Genomic DNA, 11,533 nt, shown 5'->3' with positions numbered 1-11,533 from the left:
GGCCAGGGCGGGGGGACGCCGCCGGCGGCGATGATCGCCCAGAGCGAGATCCTGCTCTACTACACGCGCCTGGCCGCCCGGCGCAGGACGGCGCCGGGCGACGACGTGATCAGCCTGCTCGTCGGCAGCGACCTGACCGAGGAGGAGGTGCTGCTCAACTGCTACAACCTCATCATCGGCGGCGACGAGACGGCCCGCCTGGCGATGGCCGGCGGGCTGCTGGCGCTGGCCACGTACGACAAGGAGTGGGCGCGCCTGCGCGAGGACCACGCGCTCGTCGCCCCGGCCGTCGAGGAGATCCTGCGCTGGACCACCCCCGCCGCCCACGTCGGGAGGATCGCCACGCGGGACGCGGAGCTGGCCGGGCGGCGGGTCGCGGCCGGCGACGTGGTGGCGCTGTGGACGGTGTCCGCCAACCGTGACGAGGCCGTCTTCGACGACCCGGACCGGTTCGACGTCGGCAGGACGCCGAACCGGCACCTCACGTTCGGTCACGGACCGCACTTCTGCCTGGGCGCCCAGCTCGCCCGCGCCGAGATCCGCGCGCTGCTGGCCGAGCTGCGGGCGAGCGTGTCGGCGATCACGGTGACGGGCCCGGTGACCTGGCTGCCGTCGAACTTCATCAACGGCGTCGGCACGCTCCCCGTCGCGCTGGCGTAGCCTGCGAGTATGGCTGTCCACCTGAACCACACCATCGTGGCGGCGAAGGACAGGGACGCGACCGCCGCGTTCCTGGCCGACGTCCTGGGGCTGGAGCCGCCGCCTGTCTACGGCCCGTTCCGCGTCGTCTCGCTCGGCAACGACGTCTCGCTCGACGTCGTCCAGGCGGGCGGGCCCGTGCATCCGCAGCACTACGCGTTCCTGGTCGGCGAGGAGGAGTTCGACCTGATCAAGGGCCGCATCGAGGAGCGCGGCCTGACCTACTGGGCCGATCCTCACCACCGGCGGCCCGGGGTGATCAACACGAACGACGGCGGCCGCGGCCTCTACTGGGAAGACCCCAACGGCCACAACCTGGAGATCATCACGGTGCCCTACGGCGGCGTCTAGGGCGCCAGGGCCTCCAGGGCCTCCTCGGCCCGGCGCATCGCCTCCTCGGGAGCCGCGGTGACGATCTCGCGGTCGAAGTTGAGGTCGTGGAAGACGTCCGTCACGCCGCGGGCCGCCAGGCCGGCGACATCGGCTCTGATCTTGTCGTACGTGCCCGTCAGCGGACGGTCCTCGTCGGCGGGCCGGACCTGGGTGACGCCCCGGCACACGAACCGGAACCCGGTCGCGTCGCGTCCCGACGCCGCCAGCTCCGCCTTGATCAGCTCTACCCTGCCCGCGATGCCGGACAGGTCCTCCCTGCTGGAGCTCACCCACCCGTCGGCCAGCCGGGCGGCGCGGCGCAGCGCGACCTCGGCGGTGCCGCCCAGCAGGAGGCGTGGCGGCGCCGGCGCCGGCTTGGGATCGATGTGGGCGGGCGGCACCCGGTAGAACTCGCCGTTGTGCTCGACGACGTCGTCGCGCCAGGCCTTGCGCAGCACCTCGACGAACTCCTCACCCCTGCGGCCGCGCCGCTCCATGCCGACGCCCGCAGCCGTGAACTCCTCGGGCAGCCAGCCGAGCCCGATCCCGGCGGTGAGCCGTCCGCCCGCGACCGTCTGCAGCGTGGCCAGCTGCTTGGCCAGCAGCACCGGCGGCACGTAGGCGTTGACCACGGCGACGCCGAGGCCGATCCCGCTCGTGACGCCCGACAGGTGCGCCAGCGTGATCAGCGGGTCGTGCACGGCGCGGTAGACCGGCCCCATCGGGTGCCCCACCGGGTACAGCAGCCGCTGGTACGTCCACAGCTCGTGGTAGCCGAGCTCCTCCGCCCGCGTGGCGACGCGGCGCATGTTGGCCGGGGTGGCCCATGGCCCTGACTGGGGGACTGCGAAACCCACTTTCATGCCCCCTAGTCTGACCGAGGCGATCTCGTCCCGGGAATGGGCCTCTTACCTGCGAGGCAGTACGGGACAAGCCCTCCACCGATATGGCCATTCCGCGCGCATTCCGTAGCGGCACCCTGCTGATCAGTCGTCCTCCAGAGCGTGTTCGATGCGCTTGTTGGCGATTTCTTGCTGGCCGTCGATGCACTTGGCGTAGATCTTCAGGAGGATCGCCACGGTGTGCCCGGCCCGTTCAGCGACCTCGGGTGCGTGCACGCCGGCGTTCAGCCAGAGCGACACGGCGGCCTGCCGCAGGTCATAGAGGCGACCCCCAGCGGGGACTCCACCTGCCCCGGGGTGAACGCCAGCTTGCGAGCTTCCCGCCACACTGATGTGTAGTCGCTGTCGTACGAGCCGCCGCTGCGCGTGTAGAACAGCCGTCCGTCCGAGGTCGTGCCGTAGGTCTTGATGTGGGTGCGCAGAATGGCGACCAGTTCGGGTGGGATCGGCACCAGGCGTTCCTCGTCCTCCTCACGATGTTTGAGGCCGCGATCCTCGAAGACCTCCCCCGAGTCGCTGAAATCGCTACTGCTCTGTGGACGGCTCTTCCTGAGGGTGAGATGGCCCCATCCGTCCCGTCGATGACGTCGCCGACGAGGTCGGTGTCCCCAGCGGCTGGGTGGCGATCGACGCGGCGGCCGAGGGCGCCGACTCGTTGCCAGGCCGATCGAGCGCCGTGAGCCGGATTCAGCGCAGCTCCCCGTACGGCTGGTCCGTAACGAGCGCGGCCCCGGCCGCACGCAGGTGGTCCACCACCTCGTACGGGCCGTCCTCGTCGGCCGCCACGTGCACGCGCACGGTGCTCGAAGTCGGCGGGCATCGCCGCGCCGGTCTCGGCGAGCCCATCCCATCCGACGTGGATCACGCCGAGGCGCGTGCACAGCGCGGGCGCCGGCGGAAGGGGCGGCGGGGTGACGTCGTCGGGGATCAGCGCCACGAAGGTGGCGGAGAACTCCCCCGGCGTGCCCTGCGCGACCATTGCTCGCCGCGCCTGGCTCTCCAGCTCGTCCGGGTGGACGTGCAGATCCATGCGCACGTCCCCGTCGATCGCGCGGTCTGTCATCGGCACACCACGTCCGTGTGATCGGGCGTGGGCACTCCGCCGCCGTTGCGGTTGTGGGAGGCGATGACCGTGGTCGTCCGGCCGTTCACGGTCACCCGCGACCCTTCGGGGCAGTGTGCCCCGTCCGGGAAGAAGATCGTCGTGTCCGACACGGTCTCCGACCCCTCCGCGTTGCGCACCAGTTTGCGTTCGTCGTCCACCAAGCACCGTTCCGTGACCGGCGCGGCGAAGATCGGGCCGTACGCGCCGTCACCGAGGAACGCCTCGATGGCCGCCTCGTGCGTGAACACCCACTCCGGGATCAGCAACGCGACCCCCTCACCAGGCGCCTTGATCGATCGCGTACGTTCTCCGACGTGAGGATCGGCTCCGTCAGCCTGAAACGAGCCGGAGGCGGCCAGGGCTCAGCGGTAGACGCCCGCTTCCTTCCGCGCATCCCGGACGATCCTCTGCGCCCAGTCGGGCAGCTGATCGACCTTGATGGCGTCGGGTTGACCTTCTGCTCGTCCGCCTTCGCCTTGGCGAGCGGGTCCGGTCCGCCGCCGCTCTCGCCCTGACCCTGCCCGGCCGGCTTCGGAGGCGGAGCGCCTTCCCTCGCCGCCGCCATCGCCGCCGGCCGCCCCGGCGTCCCCTCCCCCTCAACCTCGGGGCACCTCCGGCGATGAGCCGGATCGGCTGGCCGTTCCTGCGGCAGCCGAGCCGGACATGAGAAAGGCCCGCGCCAGGCGGGCCCACAACTGATCAAGCCGGGCTGCCCCGGCAGCGTATGAACGACGGAATGCCCAAGTGTCAGACGTTCACCTGACATGACTCCCATCCCACTCTTCGTAGGCTCGCCCCTGGACGCCCAACTCTGCCGCACTGGTGCCGTACCTGGAAGTCGCACACCTCAAGGAGTGATCATGAACGTTCGTAGGCTGGTGGGAAAGACCGCCATCGCCGCAGTGCTCGCGGGGGGAGTACTCTTCTCTGGCACTGGGATCGCCCAAGCAGAGACCTGGCACCTCGTGGGGGACTACACCACTGCGGCGAAATGCAATGCTGCGGGCAAGTTGCAGTATCTGAAGACGGGCTATCAGTGGAAGTGCGTCAAAAGCACCAGCGTCCAGTACCACTACCTGTACGTCTGGCACTGAGCGGGGAGCCACGGGCCCAAGAGGCATCGTCAGACCAGCGGCCGGTGCCTGCGGTAGGTAGATGCGCACCCACAGCACGGCGAGCGCCCGTTCACGAGCGGTCTCGCCGGCGGGGCCTGTACGGGCATTCCGTGATCGGCCGGGCGTGCAGGGCGGCCCACCGCGCGGTCGTGAACGCCGCCCGCCGGTCCAGGTCAGATAAGGTCACTGCAGGCGCGCGAGCACAGTCTCGCCCGGCCCAGCGTGTCCTTGTGCTGTTTGCGCCGCTTGCTGCTGGTGTGGAGCTTGGTGGCGCGGGCCTGCCGCTGCCACCGCGGCGACCGGTCCCGGTACGAGATGAGCGCGGGGTGACTGCTCACATACCGGCACCGGTATCCCTGCTCGGCGAGGTGCTGCGCCACCCACTCCGACATGCGCGCCCCGATGCTCAGCCCCTGGAAGTCCGGCAGGACCACCAGGCGGTGCTCCATCTTCATGTTCTTCACGATCGGATGCTGGAAGTGCCGCATGCCAGGAACGCCACCAGCTGCCCGTTGATGTACCCGGCGAAACAGTGCGCCGTGTTCGAGATGTCGGCGCTCAGACAGTGATGGTGGCGAAAACCTGCCAGAGGGAGCGGTCAGCAGCCCGGACATCGAGGCGGAGTCGCGGCCGACGTTGAACCGACCTCCACGAGAACTGCGCGGTGGCCACGTCGTACACCCAGTCCGGCTGCAACCAGTCGAGCACGTCGTGCCCTGCACGTGGATGACTCGGGCGGTGCGGCGTACGGGGGTTGCGAGGGTGACATCCGTGCGCAGGAGCGCCTCCTACAAGGGGTCACATTCTCATCACTCGGCGTCCGTCCTGGATGGTCACGCTTTGCCGGGCGACTGCGACAAGCACGCTTCAGCGCGAGCGCAGCGCTCCGGCATACCTGCGACATACCGCCCCTTGCTAGCGTCGCCCGCGTCAATAGCTCGCTATTCAAGGGGTTCGCATGCTCAAGACGTTCGCGTCGATCACGCTGGTCGCCAGTGCGTTCATTCTCGCCAGCCCAAGCCCGGCTGCTGCGGCGCCCAGCTCATGCCGCTCGTGGAAGATCTACGACAGTGGCAACGGAGAGGGCGGCGCGGCCGAGTGCAACGGCGGCACCGGACATTTCAGGGCCCGAATCTACTGCACGGCCGACCCCTCCAACGGCTGGGGCACCTTCTACCATGGCACCTGGAAGCTCGCCGGGCGAGACGAGCGGAGCTCGAGGTACTGCCCGGACTCGCAGCCCTATGTGGTCTCCGCCGGATATCAGACCGCGAATTGGTAGCGCCCTAGTCCGCCCCGACCGGGCACCCCTCTACATGAGCGCTCGGACAGAATGGCCTTCCTCCGACAGCCGCTCCAGCAGTTCCACCTGCTCGGCCTCCGACGTGCAGGTGACGACGACGCCCCACACGGTGGGCGGCTCCACCTGCTCGGCCGGCCCCGGCCCCGGCTCGGGGTTCGGTGGTTTCACGCCGGGTTCGGCGGGCAGCAGCTCGGCCACGTCGTACGGGTCGTAGCCGGTCGCGGCCGGCAGCTCCTCGTCGGCCCGCCCGATGTCGGTCAGGATGTCGCCGAGCAGAGGACGGTTCCGCCCGCCACGCGCCGAGGTTTTGTTCGCCACCAGGTAGCCCTCCGCGACCAGCTCCTCCAGCACAACGAGACGCCGCGGACACGCCCGCGTCGTCCCACCCGCCGGTGCCGTCGATGTACGAGCTGCCGGTCTGGTCGGCCAGGCGCAGCTTCTCCTCCGCAAGTGAGGGATGACCACACTCCGGTCGAAGGCGGCCAGTCGTCTCGGCGCGGTCGCCGATGAACACCGGGCAGTCGTTGACCATCTGCCACAGCAGGTAGCAGTCGCGGTCGGGCGCGGCCTTGAACCTACCGCGATCCCGACCCGGCCGCCACCGTCGCGCTGATCCAGGCCGTCCGGGACTCCGCCCGGTAGGAGATCACTCTGTCGAGTTCGCGGTTCCTGCAGGTCGGCGCGTCCACCCCGTGGAGGCGGTCACTGGCCGGTCGGGGTGGTTCCTGCGCACGCGTGGGTCGTGGTACTGCGTGGACAGGACGATGTGGGTGTCCATCTGGCCGTGCTTGCCGATCTGCTCCAGCACGCCTTCGAGATGCGCCAGTGACGAGGCCCTGACCTTGAGCATCGAGCAGTGCTGCCCGCTCAGCTTGTCGACCTCGACCACCTCCGGGTAGTCCTCGGCGGCCGAGCTCTTCAGCAGGCAGGAGCTCGGAGCGCAGCGCAGCTCGATGTAGGCCTGGATGGGGAACCCGGCCGCGACAGGGTCGATTTGCGCCTGATAGCCGACGATCACGCCGCGTCGTTCCAGGCGACGGATCCGGTCGGCGACGGCCGGCGCGGACAGATGCACCCGCCGGGCCAGTTCGTTGTAGGACAGCCGGGCGTCGGCCTGCAACTCGTCGAGGAGCTTCCAGTCGAGGTCATCCAGGTCATTTTCCGATCGCAAGGAATTCACGCCTTCCATTTTACGATCGCAATCAACGACCGCCCAGGTATGCCTCGACGGCCATGTTCCGCTGGCTCCTGGCTGCTTAGTGTGAATCCCGTGATCAGGAACGGATATCGGAGCGGAGGTGGCGGCGTCGACGCGCTGCCGGCCCGGGCTTGGCGGGACTTGGCGCGGCGGGTCACCGGCGTCGTGCTGATCGACGGTTCCGACGGCTACGACGCGGCGTTCAGACCGGCCGGGCAGCGCTTCGGTGAGGTTCGCCCGCGGGCGGTGGTACGTTGCCGGGCTGCCTCCGACGTCGTGGCCGCGCTCGATTTCGCCCAGCACAACGGCCTGCCGGTGGCGGTACGCAGCGGCGGACACGATTTCGCCGGGCGCTCCACCACCACCGGACTGCTCATTGACCTCGGCGAGCTCACCGGAGTCTCCCTAAAAGACGGGTATGCGCACATCGGCGCAGGTACGCGACTCGCCGACGTGTACCGGCGCCTCGAGCGACACGCCCGCACCCTGGCCGCCGGCAACGGGCCTTCCGTCGCCATCGCCGGACTGACTCTCGGCGGTGGTCTCGGCTTCCTCGGCCGTATCTGGGGGCTGACCTGTGACCGACTCGTCGGCGCGCGTGTCGTCCGCGCGGACGGCAGCCTCGCCCGCTGCGACGAGCGTGAGCACGCCGACCTGTTCTGGGCCCTCAGAGGCGGTGGCGCCGCGGGGGTCGGCGTCGTCACGGAGCTGTCGTTCGCGCCGGTCCCGTCCCCGCGGTGCACCGCAGTGAAGCTTCGGTGGGACTACCGGTACGCCGCCCAGGTCATGGACGCCTGGCAGAAGTGGAGCCCGGACGCACCCGACGAACTCGCCGTGAGCTTGCTGCTCACCGTCCCGGCCGAGCCGCACGGCCAGGCGCGGGTGAGCCTGTTCGGAGCGGCCGCCGGGCTGTCGCCCGCGCACACCGACGACCTGCTCAACGATCTCATCGCCAGGGCCGGGGCCCGCCCCAACAGCCGCTGGCGCCGGCAGATGTCGTGGACGGACATGCAAGCCACGCTCGCCGCGCACGTGCCCGGCGGTGATGGCGGGCACCTGTTCAGCAGGTCCGGCTTCTTCCAGCAGGACATACCGCCCGGCCCGCTCAACGTCCTGGTCGATCAGCTGGTGGCCGATCGGCGGGCTGGCGAGTCCCGTGAACTCGACCTCACGCCGTGGGGTGGCGCCTACAACCGCGTCCCCTCGCACGCCACAGCGTTCCCGCATCGGAGCGAGCGCTTTCTGCTCAAACACACCGCCACGCTGCCGCCGGCGCTGCCCGGCACCGTCCCGCAGGAAAGCGAATGGCTGCGGCGCTCCTGGGAGACAGTCCAGTCCTGGTCCAGCGGCGGCGTATACCCCAACTTCCCCGATCCCACCCTCACCGATCCCGGACGCACCTACTGGGGCGACAACCTCCCCAGGCTGGAACGCGTGAAAGCGGTCCACGACCCCCACGGCATCCTGCCCGGCCTGCACCTTCGAGAGGATTCACCATGATCGACCAGCCCACCCACCCCGACGTCTCACCGGTCGGCGACGCGCCAAGGCCCCCGCTCGCTGACCGGACCGCGTTCCAGGCCGAGCTGGACCGGCTCCGTGTCCGGGAGAAGGCCCACACCCGCGAGGGTGACGCGATCGCCGCCGCCCGGCGCCGCCTGCCGATGGTCGCGGTCGATCCACAGACTCCGCTGACCGGACCGAAGGGGCCGGTGCCGTTGATCGACCTGTTCGACGGCCGGTCCCAGCTGATCGCCTATTTCCACATGTGGCACCCCGGCCGGCCCGCCGCCCAGCAGTGCGAGGGCTGCACCTTCAACACCTCCCACGTCAACGAGCTGGCCTACCTGCACTCCCGCGACGTCAGCTACGCGGTCCTGTCCGAGGGCTCGTACGAGGAGAGCTTCCGGTATCGCGACTTCATGGGCTACACCGTCCCCTGGTACTCGGTGCCGCAGGACTCCGTGGACCGGCTGATCGCCGGCCGGTACTTCGGCATCCTGGCCTGCTACCTGCGCGACGGTGAGCAGGTGTATGAGACCTACTGGACCTCCGGCCGCGGCAACGAGGCGATGGCGCCCTCGTACGGGCTGCTGGATCGGACCGTCTACGGCCGCCAGGAGGACTGGGAGGACTCGCCGCAGGGCTGGCCGCAGCGCTGGGGCTCCAAAGGCGGCCAGTTCCGGTCGGCCGACGGCCGTCCGATGGCCCAGCAGCCGCGCCTGCAGGCCGGGCACGACGACGGCCTCGGCCCGTTGTCGGACGGACGGACCCGGTGCACCTGCCCGCTGCACAACTGACCGCGACACAACGAGAGGACGAACCCATGATCAAGGCCCGCGCGGTGGAGCACCTGCGGCTGATGATGGGCGAACTGCCGATCGCCGACGTACGCGCTCAGGTCACGCTCTCGCTGCTCACCGACTTCGAGAACTACAACGTCTTCAGACCGGCGGCCCAGCAGGAGAATGCGGTCGACACCATGCTGGACCAGGTCATTGCCTGGGGCGAGGCACTGCGGCCACTGCGCGGGCACGCGCTCGGCCGAGGCTAGCGGGCGGACGGCGAGGGCCCGTCATGCCTCTGCTCCACACGGTGGGGATATCGGTCGGCTGCGTCCTGGCCCTCGCGCCGGCGCTGCTGCCCTCCGTCCGTCCCAGCAGGCGGTGGCCGCACGTCGTCATGGCGTTTGGCATGGCGGCAGGGCATCTGGGCGGCCTGTTCCTGTCCGTCGCGGTGCTCGCGCTGCTGACCGCCGGCTGGCTGTGCGGCTCTCCTTGCCGCCGCGCAGAGACCGGTCACCACATCCAGGACTTCGTGATCATGTCTATCCTGTTGGTGCTGACGGCGTTCGACGGCGCCTCTGTCGTCGGCATTCCGTCCGGACATGCGCATGGAGGCGGTTCGCCGGCCACGCTGGCCCTGATCATCGGGCTGGCCTGGACCTGCGCCCGGCTCATCCGCGTCCTGCCCCAGCGGGGCGAGAATCGAAGCAGGATCGGCCAGGATCTGTGCGCGGCCGGAATGGCGGCCAGCATGGTCTTCATGGCCGCGCTGGCACTCTGATCGGGTCTATGCCGGTGGAATCAGAGTCGCTAAGGCTGTTGGGAGCTCAGAGGTGAGGAGTCTTAAGAGCCGTCACAGGTTTCCCGACTTGCTGGTTGCACCCTTCGGGACGCCGGGTGCTGCCGGTCCAGCCGCGGTTGACCACCTGTGCATCGGCCAGCCATGACGACGACCACCAGCGCGTCTTGGCCAGCAAGATGGCGAAGGCGAGGCCGACCGCCATGCCGGAGGAGAGCGTGGCGTACAGCCATCGGCCCCGGGCGGTGTTCTGGATGCGGCCGGTGACTTCGGTGAGTGTCACGCGCAGGCGGGCGTTGGTCTGGATGTCGTCGTTCATGCTCGCGCCTCCCGCTCGTCGCGGTAGATGGCGTCGTCCTCGGCGGTCATGGCGTGCTCGGCCGGGTTGGCGGAGTCGCGCCACACTGCGCGGGCCGCGTTGACGTATCGGGCGGCGGCCTGCGTGCCGGCCTGGTCGATGAGCATGTCGAGGGCGGCGGTGGCGTGGGGGAGCATGTGCCAGTAGCGCACCTCCGGCGCCTCGGTTTCCAGCGTCACGTACTCGACCGGCTCGATCAGCGCCCGCTGGAACGGCTCCCAGTACGGGGTGGCGCGGCCCTCGAAGACGAGCCGCAGGCACTCGGCCCGGTCGGCGTGACCGGCCTGGCAGCAGTCGAGCAATAGCCGCACATCGCCCGGCGTGACGTAGGTGTTGCGGCCGTGCTCCAGCCGCGACAGCGCTTGGTGGGACGACCCTGATGGGCGACGTGAACTTCGAAGAAGCGATCTTCAACGGTAGCCGGGCCAGTGGCGAGCGTTGGGATCAGCTGCCCGCGCTGGCCGTTGTCATCACCGCGCCGCGCTTGTGGCAGAGACGGGAGCGGACGGTGCCGAATAGTCTGTACTGGTGAGTCTGGAGGCGGAGCTGGCGGGCGTCGCCGCGGCGTACGGCGGCACGGGCGCGCCCGAGTCACACCCGACCCGCACCGATGTCGTGGTGTTACGCAGGGGCGAGGTCGTGGTGAAGGCTCACTCGGCGCGTGACGACGCCGAGGCGTTGCGGCCGAGGTTGCGGGCCGCCGCCTCGGCCGCGGTGAGCGGCGTGATGCTGGCCCCGCTGGAGCCCGAGGTGCTGACGGTGGCCGGGCGCGCGGTGACGGTGTGGCCCGCGGGGCGGCCCGTCGCGCGCGACGACGATCCGGGCTGCGCCCCGTGGGAGGAGGGGGCCAGGCTGCTGGCCAGGCTCCACGCCGTCCCCCTCACGCTGCTGCCGGTCCTGCCGGCGGCCGGTGGGCCCGCGAGGGCCGCCCGCGCGGTGGGGCGCATGCCGGGGGACGGCCCGGTCGCGCGGCTCGTCAGGAGGGCGTTCATGCGCCTGCCCGCGACCGGCCCGCTGCCGGGGCTGCTCACGCACGGCGACTGGCATCTGGGCCAGCTGGTCGACCGCGACGGGTGGCTGCTCATCGACATCGACGATCTCGGCGTCGGCGATCCGGCCTGGGACCTCGCCAGGCCGGCCGCCTGGTATGCCGCGGGGCTGCTCGACCCGGACATCTGGGCCAGGTTCCTGGGGGCCTACCAGGCGTCCGGCGGGCCGGCGCTGGGCCAGGGCGACGACCCGTGGCAGCGGCTCGACGTGCCCGCCAGGGCGCTCACCGTCCAGCTGGCCGCCGTCGCGGTGGTCAATGCCGAACGCGAGAGCCGGGAACTGGACGAGGTGGAGCATTCGTTGGTCGAAGCGTGCAACAGAATCGTCCGGGCGTGACGGGGTTGCGC

Annotated in this window: 19 protein-coding genes; 10 read left to right on the top strand and 9 right to left on the bottom strand. The window is 70.1% G+C overall.

Annotated features, from left to right (window positions below):
- On the top strand, positions 1-660 hold a 660-nt coding region (locus E1292_RS46600; RefSeq protein WP_132606221.1), incomplete at its 5' end, for a cytochrome P450.
- Between the two features lie 9 nt (positions 661-669).
- A complete protein-coding gene (locus E1292_RS46595) occupies positions 670-1,050 on the top strand; it encodes a VOC family protein (protein ID WP_132606220.1) in 381 nt (126 codons plus the stop codon).
- Here the strand turns inward: E1292_RS46595 and E1292_RS46590 are convergent.
- From E1292_RS46590 to E1292_RS46580, 4 genes are all read right to left on the bottom strand, one after another.
- Positions 1,047-1,934, bottom strand: a complete 888-nt coding sequence (locus E1292_RS46590; protein WP_132606219.1) for a TIGR03619 family F420-dependent LLM class oxidoreductase — start codon at positions 1,932-1,934, stop codon at positions 1,047-1,049. The two genes, E1292_RS46595 and E1292_RS46590, sit on opposite strands and share 4 nt — an antisense overlap.
- A 123-nt stretch (positions 1,935-2,057) precedes the next feature.
- A complete protein-coding gene (locus tag E1292_RS51965; RefSeq protein WP_165975112.1) occupies positions 2,058-2,213 on the bottom strand; it encodes a hypothetical protein in 156 nt (51 codons plus the stop codon).
- The gene (locus tag E1292_RS46585; RefSeq protein WP_132606218.1) at positions 2,198-2,425 is read right to left on the bottom strand and encodes a hypothetical protein; all 228 of its coding nucleotides are present in this window, start codon (positions 2,423-2,425) and stop codon (positions 2,198-2,200) included. The genes E1292_RS51965 and E1292_RS46585 overlap by 16 nt, the downstream gene beginning before the upstream one ends.
- A 607-nt stretch (positions 2,426-3,032) precedes the next feature.
- Positions 3,033-3,344, bottom strand: coding sequence for a hypothetical protein (locus E1292_RS46580; RefSeq protein WP_132606217.1), 312 nt, complete (start codon positions 3,342-3,344; stop codon positions 3,033-3,035).
- A gap of 594 nt (positions 3,345-3,938) precedes the next feature.
- Here E1292_RS46580 and E1292_RS46575 point away from each other — a divergent pair.
- The gene (locus E1292_RS46575) at positions 3,939-4,172 is read left to right on the top strand and encodes a hypothetical protein (RefSeq protein WP_132606216.1); all 234 of its coding nucleotides are present in this window, start codon (positions 3,939-3,941) and stop codon (positions 4,170-4,172) included.
- A gap of 194 nt (positions 4,173-4,366) precedes the next feature.
- Here the strand turns inward: E1292_RS46575 and E1292_RS46570 are convergent, their stop codons facing one another.
- Positions 4,367-4,657 (bottom strand): GNAT family N-acetyltransferase, encoded by a 291-nt coding sequence (locus E1292_RS46570; RefSeq protein ID WP_132606215.1) that lies wholly within the window; start codon positions 4,655-4,657, stop codon positions 4,367-4,369.
- A 494-nt stretch (positions 4,658-5,151) separates the two neighbouring features.
- Between E1292_RS46570 and E1292_RS46565 the strand changes: the two genes are divergently transcribed.
- A complete protein-coding gene (locus tag E1292_RS46565) occupies positions 5,152-5,475 on the top strand; it encodes a hypothetical protein (RefSeq protein ID WP_132606214.1) in 324 nt (107 codons plus the stop codon).
- A 30-nt stretch (positions 5,476-5,505) separates the two neighbouring features.
- Here E1292_RS46565 and E1292_RS46560 read toward each other — a convergent pair whose 3' ends face one another.
- Positions 5,506-5,847, bottom strand: coding sequence for a hypothetical protein (locus tag E1292_RS46560; protein WP_132606213.1), 342 nt, complete (start codon positions 5,845-5,847; stop codon positions 5,506-5,508).
- 295 nt (positions 5,848-6,142) lie between these two features.
- On the bottom strand, positions 6,143-6,676 hold the full coding sequence (locus E1292_RS46555; RefSeq protein WP_220447408.1) for an Lrp/AsnC family transcriptional regulator: 534 nt from the start codon (positions 6,674-6,676) through the stop codon (positions 6,143-6,145).
- Between the two features lie 90 nt (positions 6,677-6,766).
- On the opposite strand from E1292_RS46555, the gene E1292_RS46550 reads away from it, so the two are divergent.
- From E1292_RS46550 to E1292_RS46535, 4 genes are read left to right on the top strand one after another with little or no spacing between them, the layout of a single operon-like run.
- On the top strand, positions 6,767-8,194 hold the full coding sequence (locus E1292_RS46550; protein WP_165975111.1) for an FAD-binding oxidoreductase: 1,428 nt from the start codon (positions 6,767-6,769) through the stop codon (positions 8,192-8,194).
- Positions 8,191-8,994 carry a DUF899 family protein gene (locus E1292_RS46545; protein ID WP_132606210.1) on the top strand — a complete coding sequence of 268 codons (804 nt, stop codon included), beginning with the start codon at positions 8,191-8,193 and terminating at the stop codon, positions 8,992-8,994. Before E1292_RS46550 ends, E1292_RS46545 begins: the two co-directional genes overlap by 4 nt.
- A gap of 26 nt (positions 8,995-9,020) precedes the next feature.
- Complete coding sequence (locus tag E1292_RS46540) at positions 9,021-9,248, top strand: hypothetical protein (RefSeq protein ID WP_220447407.1); 228 nt, start codon at positions 9,021-9,023, stop codon at positions 9,246-9,248.
- Positions 9,249-9,271: 23 nt separating this feature from the next.
- Positions 9,272-9,760, top strand: coding sequence for a hypothetical protein (locus tag E1292_RS46535; protein ID WP_132606209.1), 489 nt, complete (start codon positions 9,272-9,274; stop codon positions 9,758-9,760).
- 46 nt (positions 9,761-9,806) lie between these two features.
- On the opposite strand, the gene E1292_RS46530 is transcribed toward E1292_RS46535, so the two are convergent.
- Both E1292_RS46530 and E1292_RS46525 read right to left on the bottom strand, forming a co-directional pair.
- Positions 9,807-10,097 (bottom strand): hypothetical protein, encoded by a 291-nt coding sequence (locus tag E1292_RS46530; RefSeq protein ID WP_132606208.1) that lies wholly within the window; start codon positions 10,095-10,097, stop codon positions 9,807-9,809.
- On the bottom strand, positions 10,094-10,447 hold the full coding sequence (locus E1292_RS46525; RefSeq protein WP_132606207.1) for a hypothetical protein: 354 nt from the start codon (positions 10,445-10,447) through the stop codon (positions 10,094-10,096). Before E1292_RS46525 ends, E1292_RS46530 begins: the two co-directional genes overlap by 4 nt.
- A 68-nt stretch (positions 10,448-10,515) precedes the next feature.
- On the opposite strand from E1292_RS46525, the gene E1292_RS51960 reads away from it, so the two are divergent.
- Both E1292_RS51960 and E1292_RS46520 read left to right on the top strand, forming a co-directional pair.
- On the top strand, positions 10,516-10,668 hold the full coding sequence (locus E1292_RS51960; RefSeq protein WP_165975110.1) for a hypothetical protein: 153 nt from the start codon (positions 10,516-10,518) through the stop codon (positions 10,666-10,668).
- Positions 10,665-11,522 (top strand): phosphotransferase, encoded by an 858-nt coding sequence (locus E1292_RS46520; RefSeq protein ID WP_132606206.1) that lies wholly within the window; start codon positions 10,665-10,667, stop codon positions 11,520-11,522. Before E1292_RS51960 ends, E1292_RS46520 begins: the two co-directional genes overlap by 4 nt.
- Positions 11,523-11,533 lie beyond the last annotated feature (11 nt).

Source organism: Nonomuraea deserti, from assembly GCF_004348685.1.
GTDB classification, from domain to species: Bacteria; Actinomycetota; Actinomycetes; order Streptosporangiales; family Streptosporangiaceae; genus Nonomuraea; species Nonomuraea deserti.
The sequence above is the reverse complement of the archived record's forward strand: the minus strand, read 5'-3'. Positions and strand labels throughout refer to the sequence as shown.

Excerpts from the sequence above, each read along its gene's own strand:
- E1292_RS46595 (WP_132606220.1), top strand. The coding sequence starts at position 670 with ATGGCTGTCCACCTGAACCACACCATCGTGGCGGCGAAGGACAGGGAC.
- E1292_RS46590 (WP_132606219.1), bottom strand. The coding sequence starts at position 1,934 with ATGAAAGTGGGTTTCGCAGTCCCCCAGTCAGGGCCATGGGCCACCCCG.
- E1292_RS46540 (WP_220447407.1), top strand. The coding sequence starts at position 9,021 with ATGATCAAGGCCCGCGCGGTGGAGCACCTGCGGCTGATGATGGGCGAA.
- E1292_RS46545 (WP_132606210.1), top strand. The coding sequence starts at position 8,191 with ATGATCGACCAGCCCACCCACCCCGACGTCTCACCGGTCGGCGACGCG.
- E1292_RS51960 (WP_165975110.1), top strand. The coding sequence starts at position 10,516 with ATGGGCGACGTGAACTTCGAAGAAGCGATCTTCAACGGTAGCCGGGCC.
- E1292_RS46535 (WP_132606209.1), top strand. The coding sequence starts at position 9,272 with ATGCCTCTGCTCCACACGGTGGGGATATCGGTCGGCTGCGTCCTGGCC.
- E1292_RS46565 (WP_132606214.1), top strand. The coding sequence starts at position 5,152 with ATGCTCAAGACGTTCGCGTCGATCACGCTGGTCGCCAGTGCGTTCATT.
- E1292_RS46575 (WP_132606216.1), top strand. The coding sequence starts at position 3,939 with ATGAACGTTCGTAGGCTGGTGGGAAAGACCGCCATCGCCGCAGTGCTC.
- E1292_RS46530 (WP_132606208.1), bottom strand. The coding sequence starts at position 10,097 with ATGAACGACGACATCCAGACCAACGCCCGCCTGCGCGTGACACTCACC.